Genomic DNA, 17,831 nt, shown 5'->3' on the forward strand with positions numbered 1-17,831 from the left:
AATCTCATGCCTGAGGCCACCCTGACGGTCGCACCACCTTCGGCTCCGGCCGAAGAGCGGCTCACCCCGATCGGGCAGGCACTCACGATCCTCGGTGACCGGTGGGTCCTGATGATCCTCCAGCGGGCCTTTCTCCTCCACGTCCGCACCTTCGCCGGCTGGCGCGACGAACTGGGCATCAGCGAGTCGGTGCTGGCCTCCCGCCTCAAGGAACTGGTGGCCTGCGGGATCTTCGAGACGGCCGCCTACCGCAACGGCCGGATCCGCTACGAATACCGCCTCACCCAGCGCGGCCTCGACCTGTGGTCGCTGCTGGTCGCGATCTACTCGTGGGAACGCGACTGGACCGACCGCGAGCTCCCCCCGCTCATCCACGACGTCTGCGGCCACGAGTCGCGCCCGGTGCTCGGCTGCGGCCACTGCCTCAACGTGATGACCGCCCGCGGCACCCATACGGTGCGCGGCCCGAACGCCACCTTCGCCAGCGCGCACGCCCCCCGCCGGCACCGCCGCACCGCGGGCCCCCGCCCCGACTACCTCGGCTACTGCCCCGACGCCATGGAGATCCTGGGCGACCGCTGGTCGACCCACGTGCTGGCCGCCGCCTTCCTCGGCGTGAAGCGGTTCGGCGACTTCCAGGCCGAGATGGGCATCGCGCCCTCGGTGCTGACCGACCGGCTGCGCCGCTTCGTCGACCTCGGCGTCTTCCGCCCCTGCGAGTCGGGCTACCGCCTCACCGAGCGGGGCCTGGCCTTCTTCGAGGTCTTCGCGTTCCTCGTCGCGTGGGCCCAGCGGGAGCTCCCGACGCCACCGGGCTCCACACTCGACATCACTCACAAGTCGTGCGGCGCCGGGCTCGCCCCCGTGCTGCTCTGCACCGCCTGCGGCGGCGTGCTCGCCCGCCGCGAGGTGCACTTCGACATCAGTGCCTGAAGGTCTCCCTGACCCCTTCGGCCATGGCGTGCCGTTCGGCCGCGCTGGTCACCGAGTCCAGTGCGGCGTACTCGTACCTCTCCTCCGCGGTGACGTGGGCGAACACCGTCGCCCTGAGGACTTCCAGATCGCGCGTGAAATCGGGGGAATCGGGATCGAGTCTTCTGATGAGCTCCCTGACGTGCCCTGCTTCCTGTCTTCGGCTCGCCACGATCTCTGCCCCGCCGTTCAGGCGGGCCAGTGCGACCGGGTGCACGACGACCTCCTCGGCCTCCTCATGTACGGCCAGCAGCCGCACCAGCCTTCCGAAGGTCTCCCTGCGGTCGGCGGGCTGACTGCGCTCCACTTCATCGAACAGATCCCTGATCAGGGCGTGCTGACGGGTCAGCACGATGATCACGTCCAGGTCCTGATCCGGCTCGACGGTGGTGCGGCGGTCCATCCGTGGCCTCCTTTCTGATCTCTTCCGCCTAACCCACACGAATCAGCCGAAACTCGTTGACCCTGGAGACGGGGTTGCCTAATGTTCCGGGCACAATCAAAGAGTCCGGGAGTCCGGTATGAGGCTGCACGCGAAAGATGTCGTCGAGCGCTACACCTCCGCCGGGTGGTGGACTGACGACACCATTGACGGGTTGTTGCGGGCTCGCGTTGCCGAACGCCCCACCGCCCTCGCCGTGGCCGACCCCCCGAACAAGCCCGCCCTCATGGCCGGTTCCCAGGTCAAGCGGCTGACCTGGGCGGAACTCGACGCCGAGGTCGACCGGGTGGCCGCCGTCCTCCTTGACCGCGGCGTCGCCGCCTCCGACGTGGTGGCCGTCCAGTTGCCGAACTCGGTCGAACTGGCCGTCACCGTGCTCGCCGTAGTGCGCATCGGGGCGATCGTGACGCCCTTCCCGGTGCAGTTCCGGCGCTATGAGCTGGCCCAGCTGACCCCTCTCGCCGCCGCCTCCGTCTTCGTCACCTCGGCCGACCGTGCGGAGGTCGTCCACGAGATCGGGGTCGACACGGTCCTCGAATGGGGCGGCGACCTGGAGACCGCCACCGGTGACTCCGGCAAGCTCGCCGCGCACTTGGCCGCGCTGAGCGTCGACCCCAACGACTGCGTGACCATCTGCTGGACGTCGGGCACCGAGGCGACGCCCAAGGGGGTGCCGCGGTGCCACTACGACTGGGGCGCGGTCGGCTGGACCTGCGCCGACGCGGTCGGCCTCGGCCCGTCTGACGTGGTGCTCAACCCGTTCCCGATGGTCAACATGGCCGGGATCGGCGGCGTCTTCATGCCGTGGCTGCGGACCGGGTTCGCCCTCATCCAGCACCACCCCTTCGACCTGCCCGTCTACCTGACGCAGGTCGCCTCGGAGCGGGTGACCTACACGCTCGCCCCGCCCGCCCTGCTGACGATGCTGCTGCACAAGCCCGAGGTGCTGGGGCAGTTCGACATCTCGTCGCTCACCCGGATCGGGTCGGGGTCCGCCCCTCTTCCGCCGCCGATGGTGCGGGGGTGGCAGGAGAAGCACGGGATCGCGATCATCAACTTCTTCGGGTCGAACGAGGGGATCGCCCTTCTTTCCGATCCCGAGACGATGCCCGACCCTGATGACCGGGCGCGTTACTTCCCGCGTCCCGACGCCCCCGGGACGTCCTGGCCGGGGACGCTCGGCGGGACCTCGGTGAAGCTGTTCTCGCACGACGGGACCGAGGTGACTTCTGAGGGGGTGCCCGGGGAGCTGCGGCTGTCCGGGCCGACCGTGTTCGCGGGGTATCTGGCGGGGACGGCCGAGGCGGATCCCTTCGACGACGACGGGTACCTCATCACCGGCGACGTGTTCGAGCTCGCCCAGGGGCGGTATCTGCGGTACGTCGACCGGGCCAAGGACCTGATCATCCGGGGCGGGACGAACATCGCGCCGGCCGAGATCGAGGCTCTCCTTGCCGGGCATCCGGCCGTGGCCGAGGTGGCCGTCGTGGGGTATCCGGACGCGGTGCTGGGGGAGAAGGCCTGCGCGATGGTCGTGGTGAAGCCCGAGACGTCGGTGACGCTGGAATCGCTGGTGGAGTTCTTACGGGACACGGGGATCGCGTCGTACAAGCTGCCGGAGCGGCTGGAGGTCGTCGAGGCGCTGCCCCGGAACTCGCTGGGGAAGATCCTCAAGCGGGAGTTGCGGGAGACGCTCTAGTCTTCACGCCCACCACGATGAACCGGCTGCCGGGGTGGTCAATTCGTCGACTTCACGTCGAGGTGCGGACCTAAATACCCGATATAGATTTTTCCGGTGCCCCGGACGTCGTCGTAATAGTGGAGGCGAGGTGCGCTCATGCCGCCGCTTCCGGCGATCCTGATGTGTGCACCCATATAGGTGCGCCCTGACGGATCCACTTCTCGCGGCACCGGTAGTTCGCGTTGCCCGCGCATCTTCGCATTCTTCCGTACAGTTTCGGACTCCTCTGTCTTGACCTTTCCGGCGGAGATGGCGGCGACCCCGTCCGCCGGTTCGAGGCACCATCGACGGAAATCACCATGGAATTTCCCGTCGGCCACGGCGTCGGCGTATTCCTGCATGGCGAGGGCGACTTGCCAGGTGGTTTGGGCCCAGGTCGAGGACTGCGCTCTTTCGTCGAGTTTCCAGACCACATCGATGTCGCCGGTGAATTCGACTCGTTCGAGGCCGTCCATCAGCTCGAGAACCTCGGGAAGTTGAGTGGGAAGCACCGTTTGCTCTTCGGCGGGAACCCATGCTTCGGCCGCTTTTCCCGCGAATTCCAGCCGTTTCCTGAGAGTGCGGACCCAGTCGGAGAGCTCGGCGATCTTCTGGTTGGCCGTTTCGAGTTCCGCGGCCGTGTCCAGTAGGTCGTCTCTCAGGTCGGCGCTCTCGCCTCTCAGTGTTCTCTCTTCGTAGTCGAAGAGTTCCAGGAGTTCACGCAGTTCGCTGTTCTCCTGGCGCAACTCTTCGACGATGGTTGAGTGATCCAGTGGGATCGTGCTGTCTCGACTTGTCGCGGTGGGCGCGACGTCTGCTCGCGACAATCGGCTCAAAGGCTTGGGAAGGCGGCTGTCGGCCGACAGTTGCCGGGGAAGTCCTGCGAGGAGTCCGGCAGAACGATGGACGTCGGCCTCGATGCGGGCGCTGGACAGGACGCGATGTCGGCGGGCGTCGTCCTCGACGGCGAAGTCCAGGCCGGGCAGGTACGTCCTTACCGCGCCACCCCAGACTCCGAAGCTGCTGCCGATCTCCGCGTTGAACGTCTTTTCGGTGACGGGATCGAGTATGTAGATGCTGGCGATCCCGTGCAGGTATTTTGTGGCCTGCTCGATTACCTTGTGCCACGTGTCGAATGGGATTTTGCTGTGCGGCGACGCGATGACAACCGGCAGCCGGCGTTCCTCGTCGGTGAGGATTTCGAGCAGATGCTCAATTCGATCAGGCCTGATGAGAATGGGCCGGGGTGCGAGTTCGGCCCAATGGTCATAGGCGTTCACGGCGGCGAGCAGCTTGCGGGCTATGCCGGGCAGGCCGGCCCGCATCTCCTCTCCGTCCGTCCTCCGTACGTACTCGACATCGAGCCAGAACCAGGTGCGCTGCTGGGCGTCCGCGGGTTTCGCCGGAGCGTGGACGACCAGGGAGCTCAGCCAATATCCGTTTTCGTCATGCTCTCTCAGTTGCCACTGCCGTGTCTGGGTGCCGTCACCCTCGGCGCGGGCATTGTGCAGGAGAAGGATGCCCTTCCCCAGCTGTGAATGGCCGGCGTCATATGCTGCGATATCGATCGCTCGATGTTTGCTCTTGGCTGTCAACCAGCTTCGAAGCTCCCTCGTGGCGGTGGCGAAGGCGTCCGCCGGAGCGAGGGCCGAATGGAAGACCATGCGGTAGCGTCCGGTGATCAAATGTCCCCCCACGGGCCCGAGCTCTGGTCGGATAAAACACCGACCGATGCCATTTCCCGGTAGGGCAAATGTCCGAAATTCGCTTTCCGGACATTTGTGCATCATTGGCAGGTGTTTAGGGGGATTCTAGATGTCTCGCCGGTTTTGGGTAGCGGATCAACAGACTCGCCCGCACGTCTTCAACCCCCCGCGCCGCATAAACGTGAGGCGTGTCCGACGTCCACACCAGGTGGTCGCCCGGCCCGCCCGTCAGCGGTGCCGCCTCCGGCCCCACCTCGGCCGTGCCGCTGAAGATCGTCAGGTGCTCCGTCACGCCGGGCCCGTGGGCGGGTGACACCTGGGCGGTGCCCGCCTTGATGACCAGGCGGTAGAGCTCGTACGTCACCGTCGCGTCGGTGAACGATTCGAGCAGTTCCCCCTCGACGGCCACGTCCGGCAACACCGCGGGTGACGACAGCAGGGCCGTCAGCGGGACCTCCAGGGCCGCCGTCACCTTCCACAGTGTCTCCATGGTCGGGTTGCGGGTGCCGGTCTCCAGGCCCGACATCGTCGCCTTCCCCACCCCCGCCACTCTGGCCAGGGCCGACAGCGACATGCCCTTCGCCTCACGAAGGTCGCGGAGGCGGCGGCCTATCTCTTGGGCGTCCACGTCGGCTATCCTCCCTCACGCGGCAAGCGTTCCGTTTATGGAACGGTAGGAGGAAAGCCCATGGTCCAGCCCATCGTCGCGGGCATCGTCACCGCCGTCGTCGGGTTCGCGAGTTCGTTCGCGATCCTGCTCGGCGGCTTCCAGGCCGTGGGGGCGAGCCCGGCCCAGGCCGCCTCCGGGCTGCTCGCGGCCTGCCTCGCCGTGGGGGTCAGTTCCATGTGGCTCTCGCTGCGGTATCGGATGCCGATCGTGATCGCCTGGTCGACGCCGGGGGCGGCGTTGCTCGCCTCCACCGGGGCGGTCGACGGCGGGTTCGCCACCGCTGTGGGGGCCTTTCTCGTCTCGTCGGTGCTGATCGTCGTCGCGGGGCTGTTCAAGCCGCTGGGACGCTGGATCGCCGCCATTCCGCAGCCCATCGCCGCCGCCATGCTCGCCGGGGTGCTGCTGCCCCTGTGCCTGGCGCCCGTCGAGGCCGTGGTGAAGGTTCCGGCGCTGGCGGTTCCCGTCGTGCTGGTCTGGCTGGTGCTGATGCGGTTCGCCCGCACGTGGGCCGTGCCTGCCGCGCTGCTCGTCGCGGTCGTCGGCATCGCGGCCCCGGTCGGCGCGGGGTGGCCGCAGCTCACGTTCACTACCCCGCAGTTCACCGTTCAAGGGGTGGTCTCGATCGCGGTGCCGCTGTTCCTGGTGACCATGGCGTCCCAGAACGTGCCGGGGATGGCCGTCATGGCGGGGTTCGGGTATCAGGTGCCCTTCGCCAAGGCGCTCACCGTCACCGGGGTCGCGTCGGCTGCCGCGTCACCGTTCGGGGGGCACGCGGTCAACCTCGCCGCCATCTCGGCGGCGCTGTCGGCGGGGCCCGACGCCGAGCCCGATCCGGCGCGCAGGTGGATCGCGTCCACGACCTCGGGGGTGGCGATGATCTGCCTCGGGCTCTCGGCGGCGGTCGCGACCTCGTTCGTGGTGCAGTCGCCGCCGATCCTCATCCAGGGGGTCGCGGGGCTGGCGCTCCTCGGGGCGCTGACCTCCGCCGTCAGGAGCATCGAGGGGGAGGCGGCCATCATCACCTTCCTGGTGACCGCCTCCGGCGTCTCATTCCTCGGGGTGGGGGGCGCGTTCTGGGGGCTGCTCGCGGGCGGGGTCGTTCACGTCTTCTTCAGCTCCTCCAGGACGAAGGAGAAGATCTCCGCCTCGTAGTGCAGGTGGGCGTAGCGGCCGGGCGGGCCGGAGTGGCCGCCGTCCTCCACCTCCACCCGGAACAGCGGGTCGGCGCCCTTGGCGCGGAGCGCGGCCACCCACTTGGCCGGCTCGTGGACCAGCACCCGGGGGTCGTTCACCGCGCCCGTCACCAGCAGCGGGGGCAGGTCGCCCGACGGGATGTTGTCGTACGGCGAGTAGGCGAGCATCCACGTGAAGTCCTCAAGGCGTCGTGGGTCGCCCCATTCGTCCCACTCGTTCACGGTCAGCGGGATGGTGTCGTCGAGCATCGTGGTGACGACGTCCACGAACGGGACCTCGGCCACCACCGCCGCCCACAGGTCGGGGCGCATGCCGTAGACGGCGGCCTGGAGGAGGCCGCCGGCCGACAGGCCGCGGGTGGCGATCTTCGAGACGTGACCGTCCAGCAGGAACTCGGCCGCGGCGATGTGGTCGGTGAAGGTCGTGGTCTTGCGCGACAACCGGCCCGCCTGCCACCACGCGCGGCCCATCTCGCCGCCGCCCCTGACGTGGGCGTGGGCGAAGACCGCGCCCTGGTCGAGGAAGGCCGACAGGGCGGCGTCCCAGGTCGGGTCGAAGACGGCCTCGTAGGCGCCGTAACCGTAGAGGAGACAGGGGGCGGTCCCGTCGAGCGGCACGTCGGCGCGGCGGACGACCGTGACGGGGATCCGCGCGCCGTCCGGAGCGGGGGCCCAGAGGCGTTCGCTCACGTAGCCGTCGTAACGGGGGTTCTCCTTCAGCAGCCTCCGGACGCCGGACGCGAGCGTCAGCCGCCACCACTGCGTCGGTTCGCTGTACGACCCCGTCTCGAAGATCACCGAATCGGTCAGGTACTCCTCGTTGTGCACCAGGGCGATCCGCCCGCAGGCGACGGGGGGATGCACCTCGTACGACGTACCGTCGTCGCCGAGCACCCGCAGCAGCGGGTCGCCGCCCCGGCGCAGCGTCAGCACCTTGTAGCCGTCGAAGCAGTCGACCGAGTGGATCCGCTCGCCGGGCAGCGGCGGCACGCCGACCACCCGGAACTCGGCATGCCCGTCGTCGGTCCAGGTCACCAGGCCGTCGAGGGTCGCGTCGCAGCGGTATTCGACGCCCGGACGCCGCCCGCCGACCGACTCGGGCACCCCGTCGACCACCGACCACACCTCGGTCGTGTCGCGGCTGGCGGCGGTGATGAGCAGGTGGGTGCCCGATCGGGTCGCCCGCACGGTCAGCTCGAAACGGCGGTCGCCCTCGCGGAGCACGACCTCGTCGGCGCCCGTGGCGATGTCGTATCGGCGTACCTCGCACGGGCGGTACACCTCGTCCACCACCGTGTAGTAGAACCACCCCTCCGACCAGCCGCCCGTGTAATAGGTGCCGCCGATGCTCACCGGCAGGTCGGTCATCGTCGACAAATCACGGAACCGCAGGTCATAGACCTCGTCGCCGGTCACGTCGATCGAGTAGGCCAGCCAGCGCCCGTCCGGCGACACCTCGCGCACGCCCAGTTCGACGTAATCGCCGAACGCGTCGAGGTCGAGCAGGACGTGGTCGGTCGCATCACGCTTTCGTCTGAATTCGCCGAACTCTCTTCCGGCGTCAATCTGCGTGTAGTAGACAAAGGCCCCATGACGCCAACTGACTGAAGACTCAGTCTCAGGCGTCCGTCCAGCCATTATGGCTGCGAGGTGCTGCCGAAAGGGGGCGGTGTGGGCGATCCGGGACTCGTAGCGCCGCCGCTCGGAGACGAGCACATCGCGTACCGCCGCGGAGTCTCTCATCCAGGCGTGGTCGTCGATCCGCTCGATGCCGTGCAGTTTGTGCACTACCGGGTGTGTCATGGCAGGACAGTACCGATTTGGAGCGACTCCCGCCCCCGGAGGACGATATGCACCATTTCGTCATCAGAGCACTGACCTTCGCACTCGCCGGAGGGCTCCTGTCCACCCCCCTCAGTCCGGCGGCGCCCGCCCCGAAACTGACCTTCACCATCGGCATCCAGTCGGATGTCGACTCCACGAACCCGTTCACGGGCATCGTCGTGGAGGCCTATGAGACCTACGCGCTCATGTACGACTACCTCACCACCTCCAGCGCCAAGGACGTCTCACCGCAGCCGTCCCTCGCCGAGTCCTACAGCGAGGCGCCGGACAAGAAGTCGTGGACGTACAAGATCAGAGCCGGGGTGAAATGGTCGGACGGGCAACCGCTGACCGCGCGCGACGCCGCGTACACCTTCAACCGGATCATCGGCGGCGACTTCGAGCAGACCAACTACGGCAACTACGTCGCCAACATCGACAAGGCCGAGGCGACCGACGACACCACGCTCGTCCTGCACGTCAAGAAGCCCACCCCGATCATGGAACGGCTGGCCGTGCCGATCCTGCCCGAGCACGTCTGGAAGGACGTCGACGCGAAGGCGGTCAAGTCGTACGCGAACGAACCCCAGGACGGTCAGCCGGTCGTCGGCTCCGGGCCCTTCCAGCTGGTCGAGCGGCGGAAGGGGCAGTACCTCCGGTTCGCCGCGAACAAGAACTACTGGCAGGGCGCGCCCAAGTTCGACGAACTGGTCTTCCGGGTGTTCACCAACGCCGACGCCGAGGCGCAGGCGCTGGTCCGGGGCGAGATCGACTTCGCCTACGACCTGCAGAGCAACGTCTTCAACTCGCTCAAGGACAAGCCCGGGGTGACGACGCGGAGCTCGGAGTACTCCGGGTTCAACGAGATCGCCTTCAACACCGGCGCGGCCCTGGCCGACGGCACCCCGATCGGCGACGGGCATGAGGCGCTGAAGAACAAGCAGGTCCGGCTGGCCATCTCGCACGCCATCGACCGGCAGACCCTCGTCGACCGGGTGCTCAACGGGCACGGGTCGCCCGGTGACGCGTTCATCCCGCCGGTCTATCCGCTGCTGCACTACACGCCGACCGCGCCGCAGAACTTCGACCTGGCCAAGGCCGACCAGCTGCTCGACGCGGCCGGATATCCGAAGAAGGCCGACGGCACGCGGTTCGCGCTGCGGCTGTTCGCGCGGCAGGAGTCGCAGGACTCGCAGAGCACCGCGGAGTTCGTGAAGAGCTGGCTGAAGGAGGTCGGCATCGACGTCACCGTCAAGGTGATGTCGGAGGACACCCTCACCGAGGTGATCGGCCAGGGCGACTACGACATGTTCGAGTGGGGCTGGGTGGTCGAACCCGACCCCGACTACCAGATGTCGGTCTTCACCTGCGGCAAGCGCAGCTACAAGGACGGCGACTCGATCTACGCCGACCTGTCGGACTCCTTCTACTGCAACCCCGCCTACGACGAGCTCTACGAGCAGCAGGCCGGCGAGACCGACCAGGCGAAGCGGGCCGAACTGGCCAAGCGGATGCAGCAGCTGGTCTACGACGACGCGGCGTACGCGATCACCTACTACTACAACGACCTGGTCGCCTACCGGAGCGACCGCTGGTCGGGCTTCACCGCGCAGCCCGACCCGCACGGGTCGCTGCTGTTCCAGTACGGCATCCACTCCTACCTGACGATCGCGCCCGCCACGGCCGCCGATCCGCAGGCGGCGGCCGAGACGCCGTCAGAAGGCAGTCTGGGGTTGATCATCACCGTGGCCGTTGGGGTGCTCCTCCTGGGAGGCGCGGGGTTCCTGGCGCTGCGGCGGCGCTCGTCGGTCTCCGCCGACGACCGGGAGTGAGCCGGTGCGCGGCTACGTCCTGAAGAAGGTCGGCTGGTCGATCGGCACCCTGCTGTTCGTCGTGGTCTTCAACTTCTTCCTGTTCCGGCTGCTGCCGGGCGACCCGATCGGCCTCTACACGCGGGGCCGGAACATGTCGCCCGAGCAGCTGATCAGGCTGCGCCAGCAGCTCAACCGGCCCATCGGCGAGCAGTTCGTCGAGTACCTGGCCAACCCGTTCGCCTCGGCGATCAACTCGACCCGGTTCAACCGGCCGGTCTGGGAGATCATCGGCGAACGGGTCTGGCCGACCGTGCTGCTCGTTGGCACCGCCGTCCTGGTGGCGGCGGTGGCCGGGGTCTGGCTGGGCATCCGCAGCGGGTGGCGGCGCGGGTCGCGGTTCGACCGGATCACGACCGGCACGACCAACACGCTCTACGCGATGCCGGAGTTCTGGGTCGGCATGATGCTGATCATGTGGCTGCCGTTCTTCCCGAGCGGCGGCATCAACTCGGTGGGGGTGTCGGGCTTCTTCGCGACGGCCGTGGACACCGCCTGGCACATGGTCCTGCCGGTGACCGCGCTCGCCATCGTCTACCTGGCCGAATACACCTCGATCATGCGGGCGTCGCTGGTCGACGAGCTGCGGCAGGACTACCTGACGCTGGCCCGCGCCAAGGGCCTGCGGGAGGACCTGGTCAGGCGGCGGCACGCGGTGCCGAACGCGCTGCTGCCGACCATGACGCTCATCTTCCTCAACCTCGGCTTCGTGATCGGCGGGGCCATCACCGTCGAGTACGTCTTCTCCTGGCCCGGTCTGGGGCTGCTCACCGCCGAGGCGCTGCGCGGGCCCGACATCCCCCTGCTGCAGGCGGTGTTCCTGCTCTTCTCCCTCGGGGTGATCGTGTTCACACTGCTGGCGGACCTGCTGTACGCCGTACTGGACCCACGGGTGAGCACCCAGTGACGGCGATCACCTGGCAGCGGCGGCGCGCCACCGCCTCGCGGTTCTGGGCCGACTTCCGCTCGCACCGGTCGGCGCTGGCCGGGCTGGGCATCCTGCTGTTCTTCGGGCTCGTCGCCGTGTTCGCCTCGGTGCTCGCCGACCCCGCCGGGCTGGACGTCACCAAGGCGACCGCCCCGGCGCACGCCGCCCCGTCGGCCGACTACTGGCTCGGCACCGACCAGAACGGCCGGTCGGTGCTCACCCTGCTCATCCACGGCACCCGGGTGTCGCTGATCGTCGGGCTCGCGGCCACCGCCATCGCCATCGTCATCGGGACGATCGTCGGGATCATGGCCGGGTTCTACGGCGGCTGGGCGCGCTCGACGCTGATGGGGTTCACCGACTGGTTCCTGGTCATCCCGTTCCTGCCGCTGGCCATCGTGATGGCCACCGTGCTGGGGGCCTCGCTGCTGAACATCGTCATCGTCATCGGGGTGACGTCGTGGCCCGGCACGGCGCGGCTGGTCTGCGCGCAGACGCTGAGCGTGCGGGAGCGGCCGTACATGGAACGGGCGCGGGCGCTCGGCGGCGGCGACTGGCACCAGATGACCCGGCACATCCTGCCCAATGTGATGCCGCTCGTGCTGGCCCACGTGGTGCTGACCGTGTCGGTGGCGATCCTGTCGGAGACGACCCTGTCGTTCCTCGGGCTGGGCGACCCGACGCGGCCGTCGTGGGGCTACATCCTCGACAACGCCTACGGGACCGGGGCGATGTCGAACGGCGAATGGTGGTTCGTGCTGCCGCCGGGCCTGTGCGTGGTGCTGGTGGTTCTGGCGTTCACGCTGGTCGGGCGGGCTTTGGAGGTCGTGCTCAACCCACGGCTGCGGGAGGGATCATGAGCCTGCTGGAGTTGCGGGACCTGTCGGTCACCTACGCCGGAGACGTCCCCGCCGTGCGCGGGGTCTCGCTGAGCGTCGCGCCGGGCGAGGTGCTCGGCGTCGCGGGCGAGTCGGGGTGCGGCAAGTCGACCATCACCAACGCGGTGCTGCGGCTGCTGCCGAAGTCGGCGCGGGTCGGCGGGTCGGTGCTGCTCGACGGCGAGGACGTCTACGGGATGTCGTTCGGCCGCCTGCGGGCCATCAGGTGGGCGACCGCGTCGATCGTGTTCCAGGGCGCGCTGCACTCGCTGAACGCGGTGCAGACCATCGGCCGCCAGATCGCCGAGCCGATCCTGCTGCACGAGCCGGCGACCACCCGGAAGGAGGCCGACCGGCGGGTCGGCGAACTGCTGGAGCAGGTCGGGCTGCCGGCCCGGCGCGCCCGCGACCACCCCCACCAGCTCTCCGGCGGCCAGCGGCAGCGGGTGATGATCGCGCTCGCGCTGGCCTGCCGGCCCCGGCTCGTCATCGCCGACGAGCCGACCACCGCGCTCGACGTGATGGTCCAGGCGCAGGTGCTGGAACTACTGTCGGGGCTGGTCAGAGACCTGGGGCTGGCGCTGGTGCTGATCTCCCACGACCTGTCGGTGCTCGGCACGACCTGTGACCGGGTCGCGGTCATGTACGCCGGCAAGGTCGTCGAGGAGGGCCCGGCCTCGGTGGTGTTCGACGACTCGCGCCACCCCTACTCCGGGGCGCTGGCCGGGGCGTTCCCGCGCGTCGGCGACCCCCGGTTCCGCTACGCGCCCGCCGGGCTGGCCGGCGATCCGCCCTATCCGGGCGACCTGCCGACCGGATGCCCGTTCCATCCCCGGTGCCCGGTCGCCTTCGACCGGTGCTCGTCGGCCGACGTCGAGCTGATCCAGGTGTCGGCCGGGCGGCGGGCCGCCTGCCTGCTCGCGGAGGAGGGGTCATGAGCGCACTGGCCGCACGCGGCGTCCGGGTCCGCTTCGGCGCGGCCCGCGCGGTCGACGGGGTCGACCTGGAGATCGGTTCCGGCGAGATCGTCGCGCTGGTCGGGGAGTCCGGGTGCGGCAAGTCGTCGCTGGCCCGTGCCCTTCTCGGGCTCGTACGCCCCTCCGACGGCACCGTCGAGTGCGCCGACCGCCCGCTCGACTACCGCCGGTTGAAGGCGTTCCGGCGGCACGTCCAGCTCGTCCTCCAGGACCCCAGCGGGTCTTTGAACCCCCGCCACACCGTCTACGAGGCCGTGGCCGAGGGGCTCAGGATCCACAAGGTGCCCGGCGACGAGCGCGAACTGGTCGCCGCCGCGCTGGCCAAGGCCGGGCTGCGCCCGCCGGAGCGGTTCTTCCTCCGCTACCCGCACGAGCTGTCCGGCGGGCAGCGGCAGCGGGTGGTGATCGCCGGGGCGCTCGTGCTGGAACCCGACGTGCTGGTCGCCGACGAGCCCGTGTCGTCGCTCGACGCCTCGGTGCGCGGGGAGATCCTGGCGCTGCTGCTCCGGCTGCGCGCCGAGCTCGGGCTGTCGCTGCTGGTGGTGACGCACGACCTCGGGCTGGCGTGGAACATCGCCGACCGGGTGGCGGTCATGTATCTGGGCCGCATCGTCGAGACCGGCGACACGGCCGAGGTGCTGACGGCGCCGCGGCATCCGTACACCAAGGCGCTGCTGTCGGTCGTTCCGGAGATCGCCCGGCAGGAGCCGATCGTGCTGAAGGGCGAGACCCCGGATCCGTCCAGGATTCCGGCCGGCTGCCGCTTCCGGCCCCGATGCCCGGCCTACGCCGCCGGGCTCCCCGCCGAACTGGCGGAACGTTGCGAGAAGGAGAGCCTGCCCGTGCTGCCCGCCGACCGCGGCCACCATGCCGCCTGTGTCCTGCCATGAGCGACGTCGGGACGATCTGCTCCGATCTGATCAGGATCGACACCACCAACGAGGGCGACAATCGCGGCCGGGGCGAACGGGCTGCGGCCGAGTACGTCGCCACCGTGCTCTCCGACGCCGGCGTCGAGGCGACGATCCTGGAGTCGTCGCGCGGACGGTCGAACGTGGTCGCCCGCGTGCGCGGCTCCTCCGACGGCGACCCGTTCCTGATCCACGGCCACCTCGACGTGGTGCCCGCCGTCGCGGGCGACTGGGCCGTCCACCCGTTCTCGGGCGAGATCGTCGACGGGGTCGTCTGGGGACGCGGCGCGGTCGACATGAAGGGCACCTGCGCGATGACCCTCGCCCTCGTGCGGGACTGGGCCGCGCGCGGCGTCCGGCCGTCGCGCGACGTCGTGCTCGCCTTCACGGCCGATGAGGAGGCGACCGGGGAGTACGGGTCGTACTTCCTGGCCCGTGACCACGCAGGCCTGTTCGAGGGGGTCCGCGAGGCGATCAGCGAAGACGGCGGCTACTGCGTCGTCCACGAGGGCAAACGCGTCTATCCCGTGGCGGTCGGCGAGCAGGGCATGGCGTGGATGCGGCTGACCGCCGAGGGCGTCGCCCAGCACGGCTCGCTCCGCGCGGTCGACAACGCGGTCGCCGAGATGTGCCACGCGATGTCGCGGCTGGCGTCGTACGAGTGGCCGATCCAGCTGACCCCCGGCGTCGTGAGCATGCTCGACGGGATCTCCCGGGCGCTCGGCCGCCCCCTCGACCTGTCGGACCTCGACGGCGAGGCCCGGCGGCTCGGCCAGGTCGGCGAGCTGTTCGCCCACGTGCTGCGCAACTCGGCGAACGTGACCATGCTGGACGCCGGATACAAGGTCAACGTGATCCCCGGGTCGGCGTCCGCGCAGGTCGACGGCCGGTTCCTGCCCGGCTCCCGGGACGAGTTCCTGGCCACCGTCGACTCGCTGCTCGGGCCGAAGGTCCGCCGCGAGTTCATCTGCTTCGAGGACGCGCCGGAGGCCGACCCGGGAGGCCCCACCTTCGACGCGCTGTGCGCGTCACTGGTCGCCGAGGACCCCGCCGCGCTGCCGATCCCGTACGTGATGAGCGGCGGCACCGACGCCAAGGCGTTCAACGAACTGGGGATCGTGACCTACGGCTTCGCGCCGCTGGCGCTGCCCGAGGGGTTCGACTACAACGCCATGTTCCACGGGGTGGACGAGCGGGTGCCGGTCAGCGCGCTGGAGTTCGGCGTACGGGTGCTCGACCGGTTCTTCCGCCCGTGATCGGCGTCTGGTCCCCGGCGACGCTGCGGCACGACCCGTCGGCCGAGATCTGGATCGGCCTGCGCACCCCCGGCACCGAGGTGGCCGAACGGGTCCGCCGCATCCAAGAGAACGTGCCCCTGACGTGGGTCGACGCGGACGAGGTGCCGTGGGACGTGCTGACCTCGGTGCACGCCGAGGGCATGCTGCGCCACCTGCGGGACGTGTACGCCGAGTGGGTCGCGGCCGGCTACCCGCAGGACCGGGTGGTGCCCTACGTGTTCCCCACGCCGGCCATGCTGGGCGGCATGCCCGGCCGGGTGCCCGCGGCGGTGCACGGGCGGGCGGGGCTGTACGCGTACGACACGATGACCCTGGTCGGGCCGGGAACCTGGGAGGCCGCCCTGGCGGCGGCCGGCGCCGCCTGGACCGCCGCCCGCCGGGTGTCCGGCGGGCCCGCCTACGCGCTGTGCCGCCCACCCGGGCACCACGCGACGCGGGACGGCTACGGCGGCTCCTGCTACCTGAACAACGCGGCCGTCGCCGCCGCGACGCTGCGCGGCGAGGGCTACGCGAAGGTCGCCGTCATCGACGTGGACGCCCACCACGGGAACGGGACGCAGGCCATCTTCTGGGACCGCGACGACGTCTTCTACGGCAGCGTCCACGTCGACCCGGGCGCGGGCTGGTTCCCCCACTACGTGGGCTTCGCCGACGAGACCGGCGGCGGGACGACCCTCAACGTCCCCGTCGCGCCGGAATCGGGGGACGCGGTGTGGCTGGCCGGGGTCACCCGGCTGTGCGAGGCGGCGGCCCGGTTCGGGGCGGAGGCCCTGGTGGTCTCACTCGGGGTGGACGCCGCCGCCGACGATCCGGAGAGCCCGCTGCGGATCAGCCGGGAGGGCTACTTCGAGACGGGTCGGCTGCTCGGCGGGCTCGGGCTGCCGACGGTGGCGGTGCAGGAGGGCGGCTACCACCTGGAGACCCTCGGGCCGCTGGTGGCGGCCACGCTGCGCGGAATTCAGTCGCCTTCGTAGAGCCGGTCGAGGCCGACCAACTGGATCCGGCCGCCGCTCTCGCGGGCGGCCTCCTCCAGTTGCGGCATGAAGCCGGCGCCGCTGAACAGCAGCAGTCTCCGCGCCGGGCGAAGGGTCGCGATCTTTTCCAGCCGGGCGAGATGACCCATGCCGATCACGTCGCCCCACTTCACCTCGCCGAGCGCGAGAAGTTCGCCGGTGGAGTCGAAGGCCGCCAGGTCGACCTCATGGCTTTCGCGGGTCGAGGAGTCGTACACGACGCCGGAAAGGACCTTGGAGGGCATGCCGGTGAGGGTTTCGTCAGAGGCCATGTCGGCCGTCCAGACCCGGCACATGCGCTCGAAGACCGGGCCGGCGACCAGACTGGGAAAGGTGTTCTTGGAGGCGGCGGCCCAGATGCGTTCGGTGCGGCCGGGGCGCACCACCTCGAGCTGAGGCCAGGACGGCCGCATGATCGCGTGGTGAAAGCGAACCAGAGGTTCGGTGATGCGGTAATAGGAGCGGTTGGCCCGGAAAGGGTCGGGATCGGAGACGAGCATCCCCGCATCCTCAAGCACTTTCAGATGGTGGGAGATGTCACTGGCTTTGCGTTCGATGCGGCTGGCTATGCCGCCTCGGGTGTTGTTCCCTTCGGCGACCGCGGCGAGGACGGTGCTGTAGAGCCCGGTCTCCCGGAGTGTGGGATCTTCGGCGAGCAGCATTCGCACTTCTCGGAAGAGGGGACTCACTGGGCTCAGCACATGGTTGACCACCCAGTCGTCGAAGTCGTCGATGCTCCGCGGGACGGCGTCCTCAAGGAATTCCGCCCTGTAGGCAGGCGTGCCGCCGACGATGAAATAGACCAGCGCGGCGAGCCGTCGATCACGCAATCCCCAATAGTCGGCTGCGACACGGAAGTTGAAGGACGGGGAGCACCATCTCGAAGCCGGCACGACCGCGAAGGGGAGCTTGTCCCGACAGAAGCCCGCCCATGAACGAGATGGAAGAGCCGCAGAGCAGCAGCCGGATCCGGGAGTCGAGGCGGAGCTTGCGACGTGGTGCCAGGGCGTGCTGGATGATCGAGGGTAGTTCTTTCGCGTCCCCGGTCAGATAGGGGAATTCATCCAGCACGACAGGTATCGGCCGGTCGGTGGAGAGAGACAACAGGCCGTCAATCGCCTGCTGCCAGTTCTCGAACCGCGTTACACCCGGCGACCCCAGAAAGTCCCCCACAGCGTTTCCGAGTTGGCGCAATGCCTCCTGGCGAGGCACATTCTCGGTGGCGCCGAAGTAAAACCCCCCCGTTGCTTCGCAGATGGCCTGCAACATGAACGTCTTCCCCTGGCGGCGCCTCCCGGACATCACGCCGAGACTCGCTCGCTCTACCGTCGAGGACACCCATCGGGAGAGTTGAGCCCATTCCCAATCGCGGTCGAACATGTCACCAGGCTTGTCGATCATGATCACCTTTTGTAGTAGTGCAGTTCT

General features: G+C 69.1%; 16 protein-coding genes. 10 read left to right on the top strand and 6 right to left on the bottom strand.

Annotated features, from left to right (window positions below; genetic code table 11):
* Nucleotides 1-6: 6 nt before the first annotated feature.
* Nucleotides 7-933, top strand: a complete 927-nt coding sequence (locus tag FDA94_RS21590; RefSeq protein WP_137248892.1) for a winged helix-turn-helix transcriptional regulator — start codon at nt 7-9, stop codon at nt 931-933.
* Here FDA94_RS21590 and FDA94_RS21595 read toward each other — a convergent pair.
* Complete coding sequence (locus tag FDA94_RS21595) at nt 923-1,375, bottom strand: hemerythrin domain-containing protein (protein ID WP_137248893.1); 453 nt, start codon at nt 1,373-1,375, stop codon at nt 923-925. The genes FDA94_RS21590 and FDA94_RS21595 overlap by 11 nt on opposite strands.
* Nucleotides 1,376-1,493: 118 nt before the next feature.
* On the opposite strand from FDA94_RS21595, the gene FDA94_RS21600 reads away from it, so the two are divergent.
* Entirely contained in the window at nt 1,494-3,113 is a 1,620-nt protein-coding gene (locus tag FDA94_RS21600; protein WP_137248894.1) for a class I adenylate-forming enzyme family protein, read from the top strand.
* Nucleotides 3,114-3,151: 38 nt separating this feature from the next.
* Here the strand turns inward: FDA94_RS21600 and FDA94_RS21605 are convergent, their stop codons facing one another.
* Together FDA94_RS21605 and FDA94_RS21610 are read right to left on the bottom strand one after the other, a co-directional pair.
* Nucleotides 3,152-4,819: a hypothetical protein gene (locus FDA94_RS21605; RefSeq protein ID WP_137248895.1), complete on the bottom strand. Its 1,668-nt coding sequence runs from the start codon at nt 4,817-4,819 to the stop codon at nt 3,152-3,154.
* 115 nt (nt 4,820-4,934) lie between these two features.
* Entirely contained in the window at nt 4,935-5,468 is a 534-nt protein-coding gene (locus FDA94_RS21610) for an XRE family transcriptional regulator (protein WP_137248896.1), read from the bottom strand.
* Between the two features lie 60 nt (nt 5,469-5,528).
* Here FDA94_RS21610 and FDA94_RS21615 point away from each other — a divergent pair, with 60 nt between their 5' ends.
* The gene (locus FDA94_RS21615) at nt 5,529-6,662 is read left to right on the top strand and encodes a benzoate/H(+) symporter BenE family transporter (protein ID WP_170991053.1); all 1,134 of its coding nucleotides are present in this window, start codon (nt 5,529-5,531) and stop codon (nt 6,660-6,662) included.
* Here the strand turns inward: FDA94_RS21615 and FDA94_RS39330 are convergent.
* On the bottom strand, nt 6,611-8,506 hold the full coding sequence (locus tag FDA94_RS39330) for a prolyl oligopeptidase family serine peptidase (protein WP_170991054.1): 1,896 nt from the start codon (nt 8,504-8,506) through the stop codon (nt 6,611-6,613). The two genes, FDA94_RS21615 and FDA94_RS39330, sit on opposite strands and share 52 nt — an antisense overlap.
* 47 nt (nt 8,507-8,553) lie before the next feature.
* Between FDA94_RS39330 and FDA94_RS21625 the strand changes: the two genes are divergently transcribed.
* From FDA94_RS21625 to FDA94_RS21655, 7 genes are read left to right on the top strand one after another with little or no spacing between them, the layout of a single operon-like run.
* A complete protein-coding gene (locus FDA94_RS21625; protein WP_137248897.1) occupies nt 8,554-10,359 on the top strand; it encodes an ABC transporter substrate-binding protein in 1,806 nt (601 codons plus the stop codon).
* Between the two features lie 4 nt (nt 10,360-10,363).
* Entirely contained in the window at nt 10,364-11,305 is a 942-nt protein-coding gene (locus FDA94_RS21630; RefSeq protein ID WP_246060083.1) for an ABC transporter permease, read from the top strand.
* Nucleotides 11,302-12,186 (top strand): ABC transporter permease, encoded by an 885-nt coding sequence (locus FDA94_RS21635; RefSeq protein ID WP_137248899.1) that lies wholly within the window; start codon nt 11,302-11,304, stop codon nt 12,184-12,186. The genes FDA94_RS21630 and FDA94_RS21635 overlap by 4 nt, the downstream gene beginning before the upstream one ends.
* A complete protein-coding gene (locus FDA94_RS21640) occupies nt 12,183-13,142 on the top strand; it encodes an ABC transporter ATP-binding protein (protein WP_137248900.1) in 960 nt (319 codons plus the stop codon). The genes FDA94_RS21635 and FDA94_RS21640 overlap by 4 nt, the downstream gene beginning before the upstream one ends.
* A complete protein-coding gene (locus FDA94_RS21645; RefSeq protein ID WP_137248901.1) occupies nt 13,139-14,071 on the top strand; it encodes an ABC transporter ATP-binding protein in 933 nt (310 codons plus the stop codon). Before FDA94_RS21640 ends, FDA94_RS21645 begins: the two co-directional genes overlap by 4 nt.
* Complete coding sequence (locus FDA94_RS21650) at nt 14,068-15,348, top strand: M20/M25/M40 family metallo-hydrolase (RefSeq protein ID WP_137248902.1); 1,281 nt, start codon at nt 14,068-14,070, stop codon at nt 15,346-15,348. Before FDA94_RS21645 ends, FDA94_RS21650 begins: the two co-directional genes overlap by 4 nt.
* Complete coding sequence (locus FDA94_RS21655; RefSeq protein ID WP_137248903.1) at nt 15,345-16,364, top strand: arginase family protein; 1,020 nt, start codon at nt 15,345-15,347, stop codon at nt 16,362-16,364. The genes FDA94_RS21650 and FDA94_RS21655 overlap by 4 nt, the downstream gene beginning before the upstream one ends.
* Here the strand turns inward: FDA94_RS21655 and FDA94_RS39985 are convergent.
* On the bottom strand, nt 16,349-17,233 hold the full coding sequence (locus tag FDA94_RS39985) for an AAA family ATPase (RefSeq protein WP_212735435.1): 885 nt from the start codon (nt 17,231-17,233) through the stop codon (nt 16,349-16,351). The genes FDA94_RS21655 and FDA94_RS39985 overlap by 16 nt on opposite strands.
* Entirely contained in the window at nt 17,226-17,804 is a 579-nt protein-coding gene (locus FDA94_RS39990) for an AAA family ATPase (RefSeq protein ID WP_212735436.1), read from the bottom strand. Before FDA94_RS39990 ends, FDA94_RS39985 begins: the two co-directional genes overlap by 8 nt.
* Nucleotides 17,805-17,831 lie beyond the last annotated feature (27 nt).

This window comes from Herbidospora galbida (genome assembly GCF_005233835.1).
Taxonomy (GTDB): Bacteria; Actinomycetota; Actinomycetes; order Streptosporangiales; family Streptosporangiaceae; genus Herbidospora; species Herbidospora galbida.